This window comes from Microcoleus sp. Pol17C6, assembly GCF_036701145.1.
GTDB lineage: Bacteria > Cyanobacteriota > Cyanobacteriia > Cyanobacteriales > Microcoleaceae > Microcoleus.
In genome coordinates, this window is record NZ_JAUBQH010000074.1 from 1 (window position 1) to 19851 (window position 19851).

Consider the following 19851-nt stretch of genomic DNA (forward strand, 5'->3'; position numbering starts at 1 on the left):
TTCAGATAGCACTCAGTTTTTTCGCTTCTGTGCTTTATTGCGTAAGCATCCCTATTTAAAAACTGTCCGGAGTATTGTTAGATGCAAAATCACTGATTTTATGAGGGTTTGGAGTACGGGCTTACAGACAGTTGGATTCTTTCTTTTAACTGGGACTGATGTTAAGTAGTCTGTTTACTAAACTGATGACTAAAAGGACACAACATTGTTGTGTCCCTACGGAATTTTGCCAAATCTTGCTTTGAGACAGCCATTAGTCATCAGTTATTAATCAACTAATAACTCATGACTAACCACTAATCAGTTGTACTAACGTGGTCGATTCTCTCTAATTGCCAGAGAATTTGGTTGCCTTCGCGCCGCACCCGCGAAACTACCCAATTCCGCCAAACCCAGTTGTCTCCACGACTGGTGACAGCGCTGGCATTGACATCCATCAAATCAGCCAGTTCAGAACTGGTAATCAAGTAGCCTTTCGTCGCAACCTCGTCGGCGATGTGCAACGTTTCGATCAGATTGCGGAGGTCTTGAACCCTCACCTCGCGGGGCAAGTTCTCCAGGGTATCGGCAGTTGAATCCATCATGGTAGAGTTGGAGATCGGAAGGTCAGAAGTTATGACATAGGATTCTATCGTTTTGTTACCAGTTGCGTCCGTTTCTTCCGAAACAATTGTGTTTTCCGAACCTAGAGGCGGTGCGGCCGCGCTGACCAAAGTTCCCGCCTGAGTCTCACCTGCAGTTGGTTTCTGCTGTTGCAGTTCGGGAGTGAGATTGTGCGAGAAGCTGCGGGCGATTTCATCGCATCTGTCGTTGTAGAAGTCGCCGGAGTGACCGCGGACGTGTTCCCACTTGATGTGCCGGGAATTCAGCTTGTCTAGCCGGTGCCAAAGGTCTTGGTTGACAACATCTTTGCCCGTTGAGGTTTTCCAGCCTTTATTTTTCCAGCCTTGAATCCATTTAGTGATGCCGTTTTTAACGTATTCGCTGTCGGTGTAAACGGTGACGGGTTCGGTTTGACCGGAATTGGCAAAAAATTCCAGCGCTGCGACGGCCGCCTGCATTTCCATGCGGTTGTTAGTAGTTTGGGGGTCTCCACCCCCGAGCTCGTGACAGTTGCCGTCGGCGAAGCAAACTACTGCACCCCAGCCACCTGGGCCTGGGTTGCCGGAACAAGCGCCGTCTGTGTAGAGGCTTTTGATTTTGGGAGTTGTCATGAGCGAATTAATTTGTTATTTAGAGGTAACTTGTTTGCAAGTGCGATAATTAAGGCAATTGAGATAGTTTTACTTGCTGCTATGAAAAATGCCAACTTAAAGATTAAAAAGGTCGGGCTATTTATTTGTCCCTTTTCTTTGTTAATTTTTAATACTTTCGCGCAAGCACAGCCCATAGTGCCTGCTGCTGACGGTACGGGTACTGTTGTCACCCCCAGCGGCAACCGCTATGATATCAACGGCGGCAGTTTGTCGGGAGACGGCGCGAATCTTTTTCACAGTTTTGGGCAGTTTGGCTTGAATGAAGGTCAAATTGCTAATTTTCTGACTAATTCGGCTATTCAGAATATATTAGCTCGAATTGCGGGCGGGGACGCTTCGCTAATTAACGGTTTAATTACTGTCACGGGCGGCAATTCTAATCTGTTTCTAATTAATCCTGCGGGGATTGTGTTTGGCCCGAACGCGAGTTTGAATGTGCCGGCGGCTTTTACTGCAACTACTGCTACTGGTGTTGGTTTTGGTTCTAATTTGTTTAATGCTGCGGGTACAAATAATTTTAGCGCCTTGGTGGGTACGCCAAATGCTTTTTATTTTGGTGCGGGTGTACCCGGAAGTATTGTTAATGCTGGCAATTTAGCGGTGACTCCGGGGCAAAATTTGGCTTTGCTTGGCGGTACGGTTGTTAGTACCGGGCAGTTGTCAGCCCCGGGCGGGCAAATTACTGTTGCTGCTGTTGGGGGCGGAAATGTTCTCCGCATTAGTCAACCGGGGCATTTGTTGAGTTTGGAAATAGCAACTGGCGGAAATTTTGGTAATTCTCCACAGACTTTGAATCCTGTTTCTTTGCCGCAGTTGCTGACAGGTACGGGGCAAAATCAGGCGGCGGGTGTTGCGGTTGCGGATGACGGTTCTGTGCGGCTTGTGGGTTCTGGTTTGCAGGTGAATTCTGGGGATGTGGCGATTGCTGCTAATGTGTCTGGGCTGCCGCAGTTGAATGCGGGAAGTGCGAATTTATGGGCTGCGGAAAATCTCACGTTAGCAGGCGCTAGGCTGCAAACTACGGGGGATTTGAGTTTGCTGGGTGGGGATGCGGTGCGGGTCAGGGACAGCGCCCAGAATCCTTTTTTGGCGCAGGCTGGGGGGAATTTATACATTCAGGCCGATCGCACTATTGATATTCTCACTCAAAATGCGATCGGCGGCTTATCTCTTCCCCCGCAATTCCAAAGCGGTGGCAATTTGAGTTTGGTTAGCAACGGCGTTATTTCGGGGGATTCTCACTTTGTTTCGGGTGGCAATTTTGTGATTCGCAATTTATCGGGAATACCGGGAAACTTGGTCAGTTTATTTGACCCGATTATCAGTTCTGAAGGAGATGTTTTCTTTGGAGATTATACTGGTGTTTCGCTGAAAGTCGAGGCGAAGGGGAGCATTGTTGCCGAGGATATTACAATTACCGGCCCCGATATTGCATTGGGTAGGGAAAATGGGAATCCCGACGATCCAGATGTTGCTATTTTAAGCAGCAGTCCGGCCTTAATTCTGCGGGCTGGAGTGGCAAATCTGCTAAATCCTCCTACTAACAGTTTAGATGAAGATTCGATATTTACAAGCCCACTTTTATCGAGCAATTTGATTTCAGTTGAAAATATTTCAGCCGGTGGGCCTGTAATTTTGTCAGCGCCGGGAAGTATCGCCACTAGAGATATTAATGGCGGTCAAATTAATATCGAGAGCAGGGAAGCCGGAGTGCTAGCTGGGGGCAGATTAACGTCTAGTTCGACAATTAATATTCAAGCTAATGACAATATTATATTGACAAGTGACATTTCTCGTGCTGATATCAACGGCAGTATTAGTCTGAATACTGTTCGGGGTAATATCGTCACAGGATCGATCGATACTGGGACTTCCGGGGCGATCGTACTCAGAGCTTTTGGCAATGTGAATTTTGGGACTTTGCAGGGATCGAATGTTGATATTACCAGTAACTCCGCGGCCTTGGGGGTTTTGACTGATGCCAATACCATTGTGCCTAATACTACACCTGTCAATATTACAGCAACTGAGAATATCAATTTGACAGCTTTTAGGGACTTAACGGTCGGCAATCTCACCGCTGCGACTGTCAATGCTAGCAGCAGTACGGGGAGTGTCGCTACGGGGGCGATCGCTACTTCTGGAGATGTGAGAATTGTAGCAGGACAGCAAATCAATACAGGGATAATAACTGTTAATCCTGTCGCCACAAATCCAGTTAATCCCATTATCCCTACAGTCAATCTGGACGCCCTAACTAATATTAGCGTTGATTCCATCAATGCTCCGGCGGCTAGGATTGCTTTGAGAGCAACCAGCAACTTAAATGCACAGAGTTTGCTGGGGGCTTCAGTCGATATCAATAGCGATCGGGGAAATATTGCGATCGGTAATACTACATCTATTGGGAATATTAATATAAGAGGTTCAGGAAATGTAAAGGTAGGGGATTTGCTGGGAACAAAAGTTAATGTAAATAGCACTTCGGGAATTATTGAGAGTGGACGCGCCACAGCAACAGAAAATACTGTCAATTTAATAGCGCCGCTTGATGTGAATTCAGGAGATTTACGGGGAGTTGGAGTTAATGTAACTAGCAATACGGGAAGTATTAATATTGGCAATACCGACGCCACAACAGGAAATGTAAGTTTGACAACTTCTGGCAATGTAAATTCAAGAAATTTGCGGGGAGTTGGAGTTAATGTAACTAGCAATACGGGAAGTATTGATATTGGCAATACAGACGCTACAACAGGAAATGTCAATTTAATAGCGCCGCTCGATGTGAATTCACGAGATTTGCAGGGAGTTGCAGTTGATGTCACTAGCAGCAGGGGAACTGTTAGCACTGGCAATATAGATGCTTCAGGAATAGTGAGGATTTTAGCCGGAAACGAAATCAGAATTGAGCGAATAAATGTTAATTCGATTGGGTTCGATCGAACTCCGACAGTCACTCTTAATGCCCAAAATGATATCAGTGTTTCATCCATAAATGCTCCGGGCGGTAACGTTAATATAGAAACTCCCAATTTTGTTCGAGTAACTGATACTTTCAACAACCAAAACGGCACTCCAGTTAGCATCTCGACTGTTAGAGGCGATCGGGCCGGATCGGTTGCGATTCGCCACGGCGGCGGCGATAGGAACCCGCCGATACCTTTTGTGGAAGGAGATGCGAGAATTAACGGTAGTGCTGCGCCGATCGATGGCGCTGTCAATATTATTCCGCCAACTCCAACTCCAACCCCAACTCCAACTCCAACTCCAACTCCAACTCCAACTCCAACTCCAACTCCAACTCCAACTCCAACTCCAACTCCAACCCCAACTCCAACCCCAACTCCAACTCCAACTCCAACCCCAACCCCAACTCCTTCACCAAATCCAACCCCAACTCCTTCACCAAATCCAACTCCTTCACCAAATCCAACTCCTTCACCATCGCCAACGGATAGATTCCCATTAGATAGAGGGAGAGCACTTTTTCCAGATCGCAACCAACCCTTTAGTCGCGAACAGCGGCAGAACCAAAACAGAATATCGCGAGATATAGGAAAACCCGGAGAAAGGATGCCGCCCGAAAGAATGCACTCTCCCAGAGAACTGAGAAATTTCATCAATTCAAATATCAGAGATTCAGTTATTCAGTCAGCATTTCGCGGCGATATCGGCCGGAATTTGGAAACCGGCAAAATATCGGAAGCTTTGTCTCTGCTGGACAAATCTTTCAGCCAAGAATTCGGAGAATATTTAGGCATCAACATCAGCGACGAGTTGGTATCCCCAGAGGAAATTAAAAAAAAGTTAGCATCCGTGGGTGCACAAACCGGTACAAAACCCAGCTTAATTTATCTGTTCTCGCAGCGGGAAAAATTAAACTTAGTGTTAATAAATTCTTGCGGTGAAGCGGTGCACAAAAGCGTGCCGTCAGCGAACCGGGAAGAACTGCTGAAAGTTGTAAATGAGTTCAGAGGTGAGATTACCAAACCGGGGGTGCGGGCTACTACGAGTTATCTACCATCTTCGCAACAGCTTTATAAGTGGATGATTGCGCCTTTAGAGGACAGTTTGAAAAACTGCGAAACGGATACTATTTCCTTTGTTGTCGATCGAGGTTTGAGAGGTATGCCCTTTGCTGCTTTGCACGACGGACAGCAATTTTTGGTGGAAAAGTACAATCTCAGCCTGATGCCCAGCATTAATTTAACAGATACTCGCTACGTCGATCTCAGAAATTCTCAAGTTTTAGCAATGGGGGCCTCGGAATTTTCGGAGTTGAATCCTTTGCCGGCAGTTCCTGCTGAAATAGCTGCTATTTCTAGAGAGTGGCCGGGAGTTAGTTTTCTAAATGAGGGTTTCACTTTGGATAATTTGAAGCGACAGCATCAAAGCCGACCTTTTGGGGTTATTCACTTAGCTACTCATGGCGAATTTCGACCTGGAACACCAAATAATTCTTTTATTCAGTTGTGGAATAGTCGGCTGCGACTGGATCAATTGCGGGATTTGAGATTGAATGATCCGCAGGTGAATATGTTAGTTTTAAGTGCTTGTCGGACTGCGGTCGGAGATGCACAAGCGGAGTTGGGTTTTGGGGGGTTGGCGCTGCAAGCGGGAGTGCAAACGGCTTTGGGAAGTTTATGGTACGTGAGTGATGAAGGTACTTTGGGATTGATGAGTGAGTTTTACCAGCAGTTGAAGACGGCGCGAATTAAGGGGGCGGCGCTGCGACAAGCGCAAATTGCGATGTTGCGGGGAGATGTGCGTTTGGAGGGCGGCAGATTGCGGGGTTTGAGTCGGGGTGAGGGGGTGGAGTTGCCGGCTTCGCTGCAAGGGTTTGCGGATTTGAAGTTGTCGCATCCTTATTATTGGTCGGCTTTTGTGATGATTGGGAGTCCTTGGTGATTGGTGATTAGTGATTTGTTATTGGTTGGATATCAATGATATTTCGGGAAAAGTCGATCGCCCGCAAGCCAGTAAGTTCCCAGTGCGATCGTCCTTTTCACTATTTTTGATGCTGAGTCCACCACCACACGATCGCTTTACGGGGCGAGAATGCCTCTTCAGGGCAGGGCTGTTTCATTCTCTTGTAGGGGCTGCCCCCCGTGGCTGCCCCTATGTCTCAAACGCCTGTGAAGTCGTCTGTGGGGAGGTAGACATTCTTGGCACTACAAGAGTCAAAATCCCGATTTTCCTGAGAATGAAACAGCCCTGCCCCAGAAGGGAGTCGCTGTAATGGATAGAGGATTTTCAAGTTCTGAACGAGTTAAAGCATTACTTAAAAAATAAAATTTATATTGTATGTTGAAAATTAAAAATAATTCTAGTCTCAATATCAAGGAAAATGGAACTTATGAAGTTTGGAAAGGTGAACGAGCAGTCCAAGTAAGATTGGTGACTTTTTCATATTTATAGATCGGGACATAATTTAGATTTGTGACCAATTTACCTGAATCAGGAAACCTGGGATATAGTAAGGAAGAAATTCGATAATTTTATCAAAGACGAAGGCAAATTGAGTTGCTATGAATATTTCTGAAAAAGCACTTAAATTTGTCTCGTTTAATCACTAATCCTACCAAGGATATTCGGATACCAATCTATGCTTCTTTGATTTATTACTTGCTTTTTCAATTTGTGGATGTTCCATCTGTAATCGGTGATAAGCTGCTAGATAAATTACGCTATTTACAGGTTTTTATGTGTAAAGAAATTAGCTATTTTCACTGGTTTAAGAAACTCATTTTTAATGGCTAAAATCAGCGGTTTACAAGATTAGTTTATCTATTTTTATGCTCCGATCAAGGGGCAGTCAACACTTGTGGTAAAAATGCAAGATTAAAAGTTTTTTAACCTTTAATCTTGCATTTTTACTTTCACTATTTTTTATTGCTCGATCGGCTTAGGCTTCTTAACCGGCTTAGGAAGAGGTTCCTTCGGGACAGGCGGTGGTGCTGCTGCTGCGGATTTGATGGTAGGACGCCCTACAGGAGCACCGTCACCGCTGGGCCTAGGAGTAAACGAACGCTTCCCTCCTCCTTTGAAGCCACCGGGCGGCTTGCTGCCAGGGGGGAATTTCCGCTTTTTAATCGGCAGGGCACCAATATTATTAGCCTGCTCAATCATCAGACTGTCACCTTTCAATTTGACGTGGAAATCCCAAAAAAACCCGATCGCCTTTGTTGCTAAATCTCCCTTGAGTTTCAGTTTAAAAAACTTCATCTTGTCGTCATTCTTGCGGGGAGCTTGCTTGATTTTGACGATGACATACTTTTCTTCGTCTTGGGATTGATAAATCACCTCACCTCTAATCGAAAAATAGCCATCTTCAACATCAGGTTCCGAGGGAGGCAAAGATGCGGGCGATGCTTCGCCGCTAGCCTCAATCTCCGCTGCTTCCTGATTTTCCTCATCAGAGGACGGTTCGGGAGGTTTCTTGAGCGTTTCCGGCTCCCAAACCCCCATAATCTGGGCGTGCAAGTTGCCGTCTTCTTGTCTGGTACGCGGATAAACCACCCACAGGTGTTCTTGTTCCAGCTCCAGGTGATTTTTGACTAAACTCATGACTCTACCCAGTAAAACTGCATCGATGGCAGTTCCGTCAGCAGCTATCAACATACCCCGGGTGAATTGCTCTTCTGATGGCGTGTAGCGGCCCCGCACCAAACCAACAGCTCGGTACTGTCTGGGTTCGCTGGGAGGGGGGATGGGATGTTGGCGCATGACGGAGGGTATGTCCTCAGCGGCCTGACTTTCGCTAGTGGCAGGGTCGGCGTTTGCCGGCGGTGCGACTGCTACGGCTGGAGTATCGCTGACAGGTGTCGAAGACGCTGCAGGCGCCGGGGGTGCAGGAGCATTGCTGGGCTGGTCTTGTGGCTTTGTTTTGTCCTTGTCGGGGGCAGAACTGTAGCGTGGTCGTTGCAGCCTATCCTTGGACGCTGGGGCGTCTGTTGGCGTTGCCGGTTGATTTTGGTCAACAGGTGCAGCTAACGCCGAAGGCACCGAACTTTCGTCTGGTGTCTCAGGAATGGAATCTGTGTCTTTAGGCGGATTGACGGCCTGTTCGCTGGGCTGAGCCTTGCGAGTAGAAGTAGATTTGGACGATTTGGAAGACCGGTTGGGAGAGGGGTTCATAAAAACTCCTTGCAGCGGAGACACATCCCTTAAGGGAAATTAGGAATAAACTGAAGAAACTGCTTTAAAAACTACTAGCACCTGACTTGGGGCTTGCGCCCGGAGGTCTGGTTGTGACCCGTCAACGCCAACTTTCAACGCTACGAGTGCCGATCGGTTCGCTGGCTGCTAAAATCCTTGCGAGCAAGGACTTTGGGAGTTGCTGACCGATCGATCGCCGATCGCGCCGAGTTGGAGTTGCTGGCTAATAGCATTTAGGATATTCAGCTTGCCTATTTTACTTAATCCAATTACCTAACGGCCTGATCCGCCATATTTTCGGTAATTTTTAGCTTGACCAGACTAAATTGGACAGACACCGCAGTCCTTGGGGCTGGGGGTCTGAGTGTCCAAAATTGTTTAGCTAGCATGGAGTTGTGGGTCTGTTACCATATTAGCTGCAAGTAAAAGGCTGCTTTGTCCGAAGTTCGGACTTTGAAGTTAAGAACTTTTATGGTTGCATGGATCTAGTTAAATGGCAGACGCCCCCGGGCAATGCGTTAATTCTTAGAAAATAGTAGATTTTAAGCTGGGATAGTTGAATTATGGAAAAAGCAAATAAGCGTCGTGGGTTGATTACTGTGGTGGTGGTGCTGTCGCTCATCGCTTTTTTGGGATTTTCTCTGGTTCCCATTTTGGACAGTATTATCAAGGCCAGCCAAGCCCAAAGTACGTCAACTCCAACACCTACTCAGACGGCGCAGTCAGGGGAGAAGCAATCAGAGTTGCTGCAAGCTCAGGCTAGGGGATACGAATTGGTTTTGCAGCGGGAACCTGACAACGTAACGGCTTTGCGGGGATTGTTGCAAGTGCGGCTGGAGTTGATCGGGCAAGGAGTGGGAGACATTAAGGATGCGATCGCTCCTTTGGAAAAGTTGGCTTCGCTGAATCCTGAGACTACTGAATACGGGATTTTGCTGGCTCAGGCTAAGGAACGCACGGGCGATCGCGAAGGGGCTGCTCAAGCTTACAGGTCAATTTTAGCGTCTAAGCCTGGGGAAATTAAGGCTTTGCAGGGGTTGGTGAATTTGCTGCTGGTGCAGCAGCGGCCGGAAGCTGCGATCGGACTGCTGCAAGATACGCTGAAGGCTGCTCCGGCTGCCAATCTGGCGAAACCGGAAAGTGTTGATGTAACTTCAGTGCAGTTGATTTTGGGACAGGTTTATGCTGTGCAGAAGCGCTACGAGGAGGCGATCGCAATTTACGACGAATCTGCTAAGGCTAATCCCAAAGATTTTCGCCCGACTTTAGGAAAGGCGATCGTGCTGAAGGAACAGGGCAAAACAGATGAGTCAAAAACGCTGTTCGATCGAGCTACTGAGTTAGCTCCTCCTAACTATAAAGACCAAATTAATCAGTTAGCTAGTGGCACTCCTTCGCCTTCTCCTGCGGCTACGACGACTCCCGAACCGGCTGCTTCTCCTAGTCCAGAAGGTGCGCTACCGAAACCTTAAGGAAAGTTTTAAGTAAAAGAGTTTTGAGTTTTAGGTGAAAAAGTTTTAAGTGAAAAACTTAATAATTTCAACTCAAAACTACTTGCTTTCTTCGTAATTACGCAGGACTGAGGAAAAGAAACCCGGTTTCTACGATAAATCTTGGTTGAACGACGACAGATACATGAATAAACCGGGTTTCTAATTCCTCGCGCCCAGCTTCCTATTACCGATTACCAATTACTAATTATCAATTAGGTAAGACCTCGGAGGGAATTATGAATACTAGCGTTAACCGCGTTGTTCTACCTCCTGCTTTTCCAGACCACACTCAATTACCAGACTCCGACGGTACTTTTGTAAAAAATTTTCAGGAGCATCCGCAGAGTTTAATTTTAACTGATTCGATCGGGCAAATTTTGCAGCAGCGGCATCCAGACGGACAATATGCGATCGGTCAAGACTGCGGCATTTACTGGCGAGAAACTGAACCAGCGGAACAAGGTGCAGAAGCTCCTGATTGGTTTTACGTTCCCAATGTACCTCCTAACATTGACGGTCAAATTCGCCGTTCCTACGTGCTGTGGCGAGAACACATAGCACCGTTAATTGCTTTGGAATTTGCGAGCGGGAACGGTGATGAAGAGCGCGATCGTACTCCTTTATCTCGCACCGAGGAAGGGGTAATAACCAAACCGGGCAAGTTTTGGGTGTACGAACAGGTGATGCGAATTCCCTATTACGGCATCTATGAAATTAACAGCGGTCGATTAGAAGTTTATCGGTTGATGGAGGGGTTTTATCAACTGTTAGAACTCAATCAACGCGGTCATTTTCCCATTGCATCTTTAGGCATAGAATTGGGACTTTGGCAAGGCAGTTATCAAAATCAAACCATGCTTTGGCTGCGCTGGTGGGACGAGGAAGGTAATTTGCTGTTGATTGGCGATGAAAGAGCAGAATTGGAGAGATTGCGAGGGGAACAACAACGGGAAAGAGCTGAACAAGAAAGATTGCGAGCCGAGAGTGCAGAACAGGCACGACAAGCTGAATTTCAGGCAAGAAGGGATGCAATTCCCCGGTTGTTGGGAATGGTTTTGAGTGCCGAACAAGTGGCGGAGGCGTTAAGTTTATCTGTGGAGGAAGTGACGGAGAATGCTGGAGAGTGAGATAGTGAGAGAGAATTGGGGGAAAGGGCGATCGGTCTTAATAGACTTCATCATGAGAACCCATTTTGAGCAATAAAATAGCTTCCTCCTCATCTTCTGGATCGGTCACAAACTCAAATAAAATCCGATAATCATAATCTATTGAACACGACCAGATACCCGATAAATCTCCTGTCAGTTTGTGAGTTCGCAAGCTGGGGTTAAAGCAAAGCAGTCTTCAGACAAAAGTTCAAGCGTAGCTTCAATTAAAAGGCGAAGCTGAGGATTTTTACGAACTAACTTTTTGAAAGTACGAATAGATTTGGGAGTCCAACCAATTTTCATCAATCATCCAACTCCGCCATAAAATCGGCTACCGAACCAAATTTAACATTGCCCTCTGCATACTCTTGACGAACTTCTGCTACTTCCTTGAGTAATTCATTTCGTCGCTGTTGTCGCAGACGATTCTGAAGAATATCTAGAAGCATAGCTTGATCTTCTAATGATAAAACTTCTACAGCTTCAAGAGCTTGCTGGAATTGAGATGTCTGTGTGGTTTTACTCATATTTTTTTTCTACTTATAATCACGAGATTTTGTATTTATTTTAGCAACATTTATCCTAAGATAGCATTTTTTAGTGGTGATGGGGAGAAGTCCTGAGACGACTTTCAAAATGAACAAATTAGGTGTGAACTGCCCTCCTAAAAATTAATACCACATTTGCATCTTCTACAATCGCTTCTCACCCGTGCATCCTAAAGCAATTTACAAGGCGAGAGCACTCAGTAAGTAGTCACCTAGAGCTTTACGAACCTCGATTTCTTCAGCAGCGATTTCGATGGCTTCTGGAACCCTTTGTTTATCGATAATGCTTGCATCAATGAGTGCATCAACGATCAAAGCCGCTAGCTACTCGCTTGTTAAAGTTCGTTTGGCTTCTTCGTTCTTAAATTCCTTTTCTGGAAGTTCGCGCATTGTTTTATTTATCCCCTTTTTTTGCCGTTTAATTAGTAAGGTGGGCATCGCCCACCCTAAAACTTAATACTTTCGTTCCTGCGGCTCAAACATCGTAATCGCCACCGGCATATAAGCCAAATCAATCCCCGCAGGCGAATAATACGCCATTGTATGCTTCAAGAAATTGCTGTCATCGCGCTCAGTAAAATCTTCCCGCGAATGAGCTCCCCGACTTTCCTGTCGGTTCAAAGCAGAAGTTAAAATCATTTTCCCGACAATTATCAAACTCCGCAACTCCAAAGCTTCCACAATTTCCGTATTCCACAACTTGCCTTTATCGTCTAAGTAAACCTCCTCATATTGTCGCTCTAAATCCTCCAATTTCTTTAAACCTTCCTGCATCAATTCGGCGCTACGAAATACGCCACAATACTCAGTCATAGTATCTTGATACTGCTGCCGAACTTGATTGATTCGGTATTTTCCGGGACGTTCTAAAAGTGCCTGAATTTGCTCTTTTGCTTCCGTAATATAACGCTGTTCGTCTACGGCAGGTAACTTGCGATTTTGTACGAATTGTGCTATAGTTGCGCCAGTAACTTTGCCGTAAACGACGCATTCTAAAAGCGAATTGCTGCCCAAACGGTTGGCGCCGTGAACTGACACGCAAGCTGCTTCCCCCGCTGCAAAAAAACCGTCCACCAAACCCTCAGGACTGCTGCGAACTTGCCCGCTAACATTAGTAGGAATTCCCCCCATTGAATAGTGAACAGTAGGGCGCACGGGCATCGGCTGATTTACGGCATCAATTCCTAACAAACGGTGGGCTTCTTCCCAAGCAAAAGGAATTTTGCTCATGATTTTTTCGCGTCCCATGTGCCGCAAATCGAGGTAGATAAAGGGGCCGCCGGCACTACCATCAACATTAATTCCTCGGCCGGCGCGAATTTCTATGGAGATTGACCGGGAAGTGATATCTCTGGGTGCTAATTCCATCCGCGACGGCGCATAATTAGCCATAAATCGATCGCCCTCTGAATTAATCAAATAAGCGCCTTCGCCCCGCACAGCCTCGGAAATCAACACTCCCACGGGATACAAACCAGTCGGGTGAAACTGTACAAATTCCATATCTTCCAGCGGCAATCCAGCTAAAGCCGTCATCGCCAAACCGTCTCCCGTCGAGGCGTAATCGTTCGACGTGGTATTGTAAACTCGGCCGTAACCCCCCGTAGCAAACATCACCGCCTTAGCACGGACAACCTCAATTTGACCGTCTAGAAGGCGGTACATAACTACGCCCTTGGCTTGGCCTTCTTCCAAAATCAGGCGCGTAACATACCACTCCTGATAGATGTGAACTCCGCAGCGGCGGAGATTGTTGACTAATTCGTGGAGGATGGCGTGACCGGTTTTGTCGGCGGCGTAGCAGGTGCGGCGGTGGGAATGTCCGCCGAAAGCGCGCTGGGCAATTCTGCCGTCTGGCAGGCGGGAGAAGAGGACTCCCATGTGTTCTAAATCTATGATTACACCGGGTGCTTCCCGGGTGAGGATTTCTACCGCGTCTTGGTCGGCTAAATAGTCTGAACCTTTTACTGTGTCGAAGGCGTGGGCTTTCCAACTATCTTCGGGATCGACATTTTGCAGGCTGGAGGCCATGCCACCTTGGGCTGCGACGGAGTGCGATCGAATCGGGTGAGTTTTAGCGACGACAGCTACCTTTAAACTGGGGTCAGTCCGAGCAATTTCTACTGCGGCGCGGCAACCTGCTAAACCGCCGCCTACAATGATTACGTCGTGTTCTAGCATTTTTTTTAATTATTTTGAGTGTTCTGCTCAACTTATCGTGACGCAAAAAAAAACTTCCTACCAAAAGAGCAGGAAGTTTTTTAACTTTTGATTTGAATGGAAAATCAAAAGTTAAAATTTCAAATTGGACTAGCCGGCGCTTTCGGCAGGATTCTGAAGCGACTGATTTCCCGTTGCAGAAGGTTGAGGTTCCGTACCGGGTTCTACAGCAAGCACTTCAATGTTATTTAGCAGAGTTGTAACGAAAGCAAACAGCAAAAAGGGCAGAGACAGCACTAAAATCAAGCCGACGGTAGCCAAGGCGAAGATTTGGCGGGCGCTACTCCACAAGGCCAGTGCCGACGCTAGACTTAGGAAGATGACTATCAGCCAAACAATGATTTGACCGTAAATGTCGCCAAAGGTGAGCGTACATCTAAGGCGATAGTTTTGGATGTTATTCATTTGATGCCTCGCGAGATTGCTATTACCACTTGTCCAAAAATACTTTGACAGTGCGTCAATGCCGACTGTAAATTTCTAAGTTTAGCTGCCGCAACTTGGTTTTGGGGTTGTTGTAAACATTCTTTATTGACACTCCCCGGCCGTACCGCGGGATTCTTAATTCATCGACTGACCTTTAAGCGCTGTGTCCTTGCGGCAATCCTTAAACTCTTCAACCGTGCAATTGCACCAATTGACCAGCTTAACTCACAACCACCCCAGAGAGCCTATCTCCAAAAGCGTACGCTTGATACGAGCAAGCGAGTTCGGGTGTGCCCCACCCTACTTGACTGAAACAAATTATTGATTTTCTGGTGAGAATGCGTTGATTCCCTAGCTCTGTTTTACAAGGTTTTCGCTACCCTTCTTTTTGCTCTCAAAAAGCTTTCAGGTTCTAGGGTGCCGACGATGGCGCCGCTTCACAACCGCCCACCTTGGGAATTACAACCATGTCTATGGTATCAAAAAGCCGTCCTATAACGACGCGGTTTTCAACCCAATTTCCTGATAAGTTGCCACAACACTTGATAAATTTTTGCTTCTGACTGGGAAATTTGGCCCCAACAGTTGGCGATCGCACTCTGACGCCTAGAAAGCAGCTTTTTTACTATTTTAGGTCGCTTACTATAAGTAAAGGCGCGAACCACCAAGGTGAGGACCACCCTTGCGTCCAAGATTACCAAACCAAGGCATAAGGGGAAAGTCTACTTTTTGAGGGAGCCCTGACTTGGTAAAGTAATGTTAAGCTGCGTGGGAATTGAATCAACCTTTATAGCGTCGCACCTGTCTTTTCTCCCATGTCTTCAGAGAGCAAATTGCTGATTTCGCGCTGTTTCCTGGCTGGTTTGGGAACGCAGACGTTTGTGTTCCGCGAAGACCGGATTCCCCAAGAGAGTCCGGTGCTGGTGGTGAGCAATCACCGCAGTTTTTTAGATCCTGTGCTGCTGACAGCGGCTTTGGGTCGATCAATCCGCTTTGCTTGTCATCATTACATGGGTCAAGTTCCGCTGATGAGGGAAGTTGTCACGACTTTCGGCGCTTTCCCCTTGGAAGCACCCGAGCACCGACAGCAGCATTTTTTCTCTCAAGCGACAGCGCTGCTGCAAAGCGGGGAGATGGTGGGGGTGTTTCCAGAGGGTGCAGAACCGATGGTGAAGGTGACTGGACCCAATACTGTGGGGAAGTTTCAGCGCGGATTTGCTCATTTGGCTTTGCGGGCGCCGGTGCGGGATTTGGCGGTTTTGCCGGTGGCGATTAGTTCTTTTGAGGAACACTCGGTACGATCGGGTGTACCGCTCAAGTTGTTGAGTTTGTTTGATCCTTCGGAACCGCTGTTCGATCGCTCTGGGTGGCATCCTGTGATAATTTATCAGCGAGTTAATGTTTTAATCGGCCAGCCTTACTGGATTACTGCCGAGAGACAGCAGCAATATCAAGGCAAAAAAGCCAAAGCAGTTGTGGCTGAACTCACAGACCACTGTCAGGGCGAAATTGCAGAATTACTCCAACGAGGTTGTTTGTAAGTTTGTTGACTGTTGACTGTGGACTGGTGTCAGATTTCCAATCTAAAATCTAAAATCTAAAATCTAAAATCGATTGACTTGAATCATGGCAAATGCTAACAACAAGCTTCGTTTCCTAACCCCCAAACCCCCGAAACTTGATCGCCCTTTATTTGTATTTTTGCCCGGTATGGACGGGGGCGGTTTGCTGCTGCGCTCCCAAATTCCTAAATTAGCCAATCATTTCGACATTCGTTGCTTAACTTTACCTGCTGACGATACGCCTAGTTGGGATGTACTGGTTGGGGAAACAATTGCCTTAATTGAAGCCGAAAAGCAAGCCGGAAAGTCGAAGCGGCCGGTTTATCTGTGCGGCGAGTCATTTGGGGGGTGTTTAGCGATGAAAGTGATGTTAGAAGCTCCCCAATTGTGTGATCGATTAATTTTAGTCAATCCAGCTTCTTCGTTTCGACAGCAGCCTTGGGTGCAGTGGGGCTCGTACCTGACTCAGTGGCTGCCGGCCAACCTTTATCCGCTGTCGGTAATCGGTTTATTGCCGATATTAGCATCATTAGGAAAGATTGGGCGCGACGATCGCCGCGCTTTGCTAGAAGCGATGCAAGCAGTACCGCAAAATACGTCTGTGTGGAGATTGGCGTTAGTGCGATCGTTTAATGTTGACGAAAATCAGTTGCGCGGCATCAAACAGCCGACGCTAGTAATTGCTAGCGGTGCCGATCGGCTGCTGCCTTCCTTAGTAGAAGCGAAGCTTTTAGTCAAGGTAATTCCCAATGCTGAAATGGTGCTGCTGGCTAACAGCGGTCATGCTTGTTTGTTAGAAACAGATGTTAATCTTTACGGGATAATGCAAGCTCGCAATTTTTTGACAAAATCCGAAGAAAATCTGTCCTTAGTCAATAGTCATTAGTCATTAGTCATTAGCTATGACTTTTGACTTCTGAGTCAGTCAGGGCAAAATTAGAAATTGGGCGAGGGGTAAAGTTTATATTACAATTAACCCGCCCTGACACTCATTAGTAAGTGTCCGAAGACCCGCCACTAAGGACTAATAACTAATGACTACTGACTAATTAAGATTTAGCCATTTTTGAGCGTTAAGCCGCTGGACGACGCCAAACACCATGAGGTCTAGTGTTACCTTGCGCTCATCTATCAAGAAAGGCTCTAAAGTGCTAGTTTTGGTATTATTTTCAGCGCAGGAAAACGCCCTTTGACTTTGAATATTTTCTTGAGGAAAATATATGTTAAATTGGCGCTGACCTTCTTGGAATTTCCCAATTACCTGCCAGCAATCCCCGGCGGAACTCATACCCGCAACTGGGAGTTTTTGCTTTGCCAAACTCACCTCTAAATCCTTAACGCCCTGCTTAGTCAAAGCAGTTTGCAAAGCGGGCAAATAATCTTGTTGAATAAATTCCGCAAAGGGCTTGTCTTCAACAGCAGGTGCTTTTTCCTTTTTAGCTTTAGCTGGGGGCTTGTCGCCTTCGGCCTTGGCTGCGGGCTTTTTAGCAGCCGCTGGAGGCTTGTCAGTGCTGGGTAAGTCGGTTGTCTCGGGTTCGTCGGAACTCGGGGCGTTCTCGATCGCAGCACTGGGAGTTTCCGATTCGCCAGCGGTAGGATTTTTCGGTTCTTTCTTGGCTGCAGGCTTTTTAGCAGTCGGCTGAGGCTTGTCCGTGCTGGGAAAGTCGCTTGTCTCGGGTTCGTCGGAACTCGGGGCGTTCTCGATCGAAGCACTGGGAGTTTCCGATTCTCCAGCGGTAGGGTTTTGCGGTTCTTCTGGCATTAACGCTTCCTTTTAAAAGTGATCGGTAAAAGGAGTTGTGAGTGCCGGTGGGGGCGATCGACTTTTGCGATCGCGCACACTTTTTATCGAAAACCAACCGAGAGAGAATTGCTCCTTCCAAAAAATTTGAACTCAAAACACTCTCAGAGGGCGATCGCTCGCAAACATCACAACTCCTTTGGTTATTCTAAATCTCAGCGACAGCTCGTTCAATCAAACGGCGGGCGAGAGTTTGAACACCAGTGTGTTCGTAGTAGTTGGTAGTCATGTCGAGGAATGCGCCCACGTAGTCCACCTTGTCTGCTGAAATATCTACAAAATTCTGCAAGTGGCCTAGTACGTTTTGGGGAGTCAAACCCCGATCGCCCACAAAAGAGCTCATCCAGCCGGAAACCGAGTTAAAGCTTTCGCCGATAAAGCCGAGTTGGCCTGCGGGAGAACCCCCAGGAATCATGCCGCCGATCGCATTAAATGACGGATTGGATTGCAAATCGCTAGGAGAGAGCTTTTGAATCCAAGACTGAGTTGCCATGATAAAGTCTGGACCCAAAGGAATCAAACCGTCAAAACAAACCAAAGCAGCCATCCGCATCAGGGATTCGCCGCCGTAGTCGCCCAAGGATGCGGCAAAATCGCCGATGCTGTCGCCGGGAATGCCGTTGATTTGGCAAAACGCGAGCAACTCAGTGACTAACTTCAGAGAAAGGTCGATCGTTTGAGCTTTTTCTGCCTTGGGAGTGATATTGCCGAGGAACGATAAAAACGAGACATTTTCCGCAACCTTATTAGCGAGGGCGGCACTGCCCAAAGCCTTGTCGGCGTTGTCAATAGTTTGGTAGAGCCAGAGAGCGCGCTGGTAGCCCTCTGATTTATCGTTGTAGAGGTAGATGGCGCGCTCGCCAATTTGCTGGATCAGTTCTTCGTCAGTTTCGCCAGTAACGGTGCGAATGGTATTTTCAAAGCCAACTAAATTGTTCCACTCACCGGGAACCACAAAGTCAAGCGCTCGGAGGGCTTTGACAGTCATGTTGTCTTGAGGCAGTTGATCGACTAATTCAAAGACTGTTTTGCTCACAAAAAACTCCTTTTGCTGGAACGAAAATCAAAGATATTACTTTTGGCAGATGGCAAAAACTTCACACTCTTTTTGTGGCTAACTTAGTTTGGATAGCGCCAGACAGGAGTCGGGCGCGGAGTGTGACAAAAGAGATTGCTACTTGAGGCGGGCGAGGCCGCCGAGGTTAAATTTTGACAGCCAAGCTTCGCGCTCGCTCGCGGTAAAAGAGGGACTGCGTGATTGAACTTTCACCTGATAGCGATTTGCCACTAAAACAGCGGTACCATTAGCACCCTGATTAACGGCGGGATAGCCACTGATTTGCTTGGTACTTTGCTTAAATTTTGCACCTGCGCTGGGGTTGCCGGCGATGTCGTTAATCGAGAGCACCGCGACATTTTTACCGTCTTTGTTCAACTTAGCTTCAGCAAAACCAGATTTTTCTTGAGCAAAAACGCGATCGAATCCACCGCCAGAAGCCGGAAAGTATTTATTTAACTTACCGCCTGCAACTGCCTTCTTGGGCAGGTTTTGATTACTAGCACTTGATTTATCAGCAGTTGTCTGCTGTGCTTTACCAGATTTTTGGGTGCTTTCCTGCTGAGCTTTGTCCCAGCGGGAGGTGGTTTGGGTTTGACCGCAGGCGGTCACTAACAGCAATACCGAGATCAGGAATGGAGCTAAGATGCGGCGTGCGGGGAAAAATTGCATCGCTGTCTCCTCATTAGTAGGTTTCCATAACAATTGTGGCTTAGAATTTGGCAATTTGTGTGCTCTGAGCGGATGATTTGTCTTCTTTGCAAAAAAATCCTCTGCCTGGAGGCAGAGGATTTTTTTGCACTTACGAGTTTTGAAGGCAGAAAACTGAAAGATTGCTCCACAGATAAATTCTGGGGATGGGGGTAAAGAAACTAAGTTTTCTAATAGCCAGCAATCTCAAAACAATTTTTGCTGATTGTCCCTAGATTTATCTAGAAATTTCACAGCAATTGTTCCTCAATCCTCTTACTTCGGCTTTCCAACTTAGGTCTTACTTTAGGGGTAAGGATTAGGCGTCGCTTTCAATGTAGATAAACAACAAACCCATTACCACCACCGGCATCACCCAGGTAATTAGGGGAATCAAAATCCAAGGCAAGAAAGAGGCAGCGTAGGAACCTGTCATATCAAATTCTCCAAACTAAAGTTAGTGTGTTCCAACAGGGATATTTGGGAGTG

Annotated in this window: 15 protein-coding genes; 5 read left to right on the forward strand and 10 right to left on the reverse strand. The window is 46.9% G+C overall.

Going from position 1 to position 19851, the window contains the following annotated elements:
• Positions 1-296 precede the first annotated feature (296 nt).
• Positions 297-1214, reverse strand: a complete 918-nt coding sequence (rnhA, locus tag QUA25_RS25300) for a ribonuclease HI (protein WP_333042079.1) — start codon at positions 1212-1214, stop codon at positions 297-299.
• Positions 1215-1295: 81 nt separating this feature from the next.
• Between rnhA and QUA25_RS25305 the strand changes: the two genes are divergently transcribed.
• A complete protein-coding gene (locus tag QUA25_RS25305; protein ID WP_333042081.1) occupies positions 1296-6167 on the forward strand; it encodes a CHAT domain-containing protein in 4872 nt (1623 codons plus the stop codon).
• Positions 6168-7148: 981 nt separating this feature from the next.
• On the opposite strand, the gene QUA25_RS25310 is transcribed toward QUA25_RS25305, so the two are convergent.
• Positions 7149-8396 (reverse strand): hypothetical protein, encoded by a 1248-nt coding sequence (locus QUA25_RS25310; protein ID WP_333042082.1) that lies wholly within the window; start codon positions 8394-8396, stop codon positions 7149-7151.
• A 584-nt stretch (positions 8397-8980) separates the two neighbouring features.
• Here QUA25_RS25310 and QUA25_RS25315 point away from each other — a divergent pair.
• Both QUA25_RS25315 and QUA25_RS25320 read left to right on the forward strand, forming a co-directional pair.
• Positions 8981-9889 carry a tetratricopeptide repeat protein gene (locus tag QUA25_RS25315; RefSeq protein WP_333042083.1) on the forward strand — a complete coding sequence of 303 codons (909 nt, stop codon included), beginning with the start codon at positions 8981-8983 and terminating at the stop codon, positions 9887-9889.
• A 257-nt stretch (positions 9890-10146) separates the two neighbouring features.
• Complete coding sequence (locus QUA25_RS25320; RefSeq protein WP_333042085.1) at positions 10147-11037, forward strand: Uma2 family endonuclease; 891 nt, start codon at positions 10147-10149, stop codon at positions 11035-11037.
• Between the two features lie 37 nt (positions 11038-11074).
• Here the strand turns inward: QUA25_RS25320 and QUA25_RS25325 are convergent, their stop codons facing one another.
• The 4 genes from QUA25_RS25325 to QUA25_RS25340 form a co-directional block, all read right to left on the reverse strand.
• Complete coding sequence (locus QUA25_RS25325) at positions 11075-11230, reverse strand: plasmid stabilization protein (protein ID WP_333042087.1); 156 nt, start codon at positions 11228-11230, stop codon at positions 11075-11077.
• A 130-nt stretch (positions 11231-11360) separates the two neighbouring features.
• A complete protein-coding gene (locus tag QUA25_RS25330) occupies positions 11361-11585 on the reverse strand; it encodes a hypothetical protein (RefSeq protein WP_096831014.1) in 225 nt (74 codons plus the stop codon).
• 474 nt (positions 11586-12059) lie between these two features.
• Positions 12060-13787 carry a succinate dehydrogenase/fumarate reductase flavoprotein subunit gene (locus QUA25_RS25335; protein WP_333042089.1) on the reverse strand — a complete coding sequence of 576 codons (1728 nt, stop codon included), beginning with the start codon at positions 13785-13787 and terminating at the stop codon, positions 12060-12062.
• Positions 13788-13916: 129 nt separating this feature from the next.
• Entirely contained in the window at positions 13917-14231 is a 315-nt protein-coding gene (locus QUA25_RS25340) for a hypothetical protein (RefSeq protein WP_190741078.1), read from the reverse strand.
• Between the two features lie 836 nt (positions 14232-15067).
• On the opposite strand from QUA25_RS25340, the gene QUA25_RS25345 reads away from it, so the two are divergent.
• The gene (locus QUA25_RS25345) at positions 15068-15793 is read left to right on the forward strand and encodes a lysophospholipid acyltransferase family protein (protein ID WP_333042090.1); all 726 of its coding nucleotides are present in this window, start codon (positions 15068-15070) and stop codon (positions 15791-15793) included.
• 85 nt (positions 15794-15878) lie between these two features.
• Positions 15879-16700: an alpha/beta hydrolase gene (locus QUA25_RS25350; protein WP_333042092.1), complete on the forward strand. Its 822-nt coding sequence runs from the start codon at positions 15879-15881 to the stop codon at positions 16698-16700.
• Positions 16701-16859: 159 nt separating this feature from the next.
• On the opposite strand, the gene QUA25_RS25355 is transcribed toward QUA25_RS25350, so the two are convergent.
• From QUA25_RS25355 to QUA25_RS25370, 4 genes are all read right to left on the reverse strand, one after another.
• On the reverse strand, positions 16860-17576 hold the full coding sequence (locus QUA25_RS25355) for a DUF2996 domain-containing protein (protein WP_333042094.1): 717 nt from the start codon (positions 17574-17576) through the stop codon (positions 16860-16862).
• A 187-nt stretch (positions 17577-17763) separates the two neighbouring features.
• Entirely contained in the window at positions 17764-18651 is an 888-nt protein-coding gene (locus tag QUA25_RS25360; RefSeq protein ID WP_333042095.1) for a hypothetical protein, read from the reverse strand.
• Between the two features lie 138 nt (positions 18652-18789).
• Positions 18790-19344: a hypothetical protein gene (locus QUA25_RS25365; protein ID WP_333042096.1), complete on the reverse strand. Its 555-nt coding sequence runs from the start codon at positions 19342-19344 to the stop codon at positions 18790-18792.
• A 337-nt stretch (positions 19345-19681) separates the two neighbouring features.
• Complete coding sequence (locus QUA25_RS25370; protein WP_333042098.1) at positions 19682-19798, reverse strand: photosystem I reaction center subunit VIII; 117 nt, start codon at positions 19796-19798, stop codon at positions 19682-19684.
• Between the last annotated feature and the right edge of the window lie 53 nt (positions 19799-19851).

Coding starts and splice junctions, on each gene's coding strand:
- rnhA (WP_333042079.1), bottom strand. CDS start 1,214: ATGACAACTCCCAAAATCAAAAGCCTCTACACAGACGGCGCTTGTTCC.
- QUA25_RS25305 (WP_333042081.1), top strand. CDS start 1,296: ATGAAAAATGCCAACTTAAAGATTAAAAAGGTCGGGCTATTTATTTGT.
- QUA25_RS25310 (WP_333042082.1), bottom strand. CDS start 8,396: ATGAACCCCTCTCCCAACCGGTCTTCCAAATCGTCCAAATCTACTTCT.
- QUA25_RS25315 (WP_333042083.1), top strand. CDS start 8,981: ATGGAAAAAGCAAATAAGCGTCGTGGGTTGATTACTGTGGTGGTGGTG.
- QUA25_RS25320 (WP_333042085.1), top strand. CDS start 10,147: ATGAATACTAGCGTTAACCGCGTTGTTCTACCTCCTGCTTTTCCAGAC.
- QUA25_RS25330 (WP_096831014.1), bottom strand. CDS start 11,585: ATGAGTAAAACCACACAGACATCTCAATTCCAGCAAGCTCTTGAAGCT.
- QUA25_RS25335 (WP_333042089.1), bottom strand. CDS start 13,787: ATGCTAGAACACGACGTAATCATTGTAGGCGGCGGTTTAGCAGGTTGC.
- QUA25_RS25340 (WP_190741078.1), bottom strand. CDS start 14,231: ATGAATAACATCCAAAACTATCGCCTTAGATGTACGCTCACCTTTGGC.
- QUA25_RS25345 (WP_333042090.1), top strand. CDS start 15,068: ATGTCTTCAGAGAGCAAATTGCTGATTTCGCGCTGTTTCCTGGCTGGT.
- QUA25_RS25350 (WP_333042092.1), top strand. CDS start 15,879: ATGGCAAATGCTAACAACAAGCTTCGTTTCCTAACCCCCAAACCCCCG.
- QUA25_RS25355 (WP_333042094.1), bottom strand. CDS start 17,576: ATGCCAGAAGAACCGCAAAACCCTACCGCTGGAGAATCGGAAACTCCC.
- QUA25_RS25365 (WP_333042096.1), bottom strand. CDS start 19,344: ATGCAATTTTTCCCCGCACGCCGCATCTTAGCTCCATTCCTGATCTCG.
- QUA25_RS25370 (WP_333042098.1), bottom strand. CDS start 19,798: ATGACAGGTTCCTACGCTGCCTCTTTCTTGCCTTGGATTTTGATTCCC.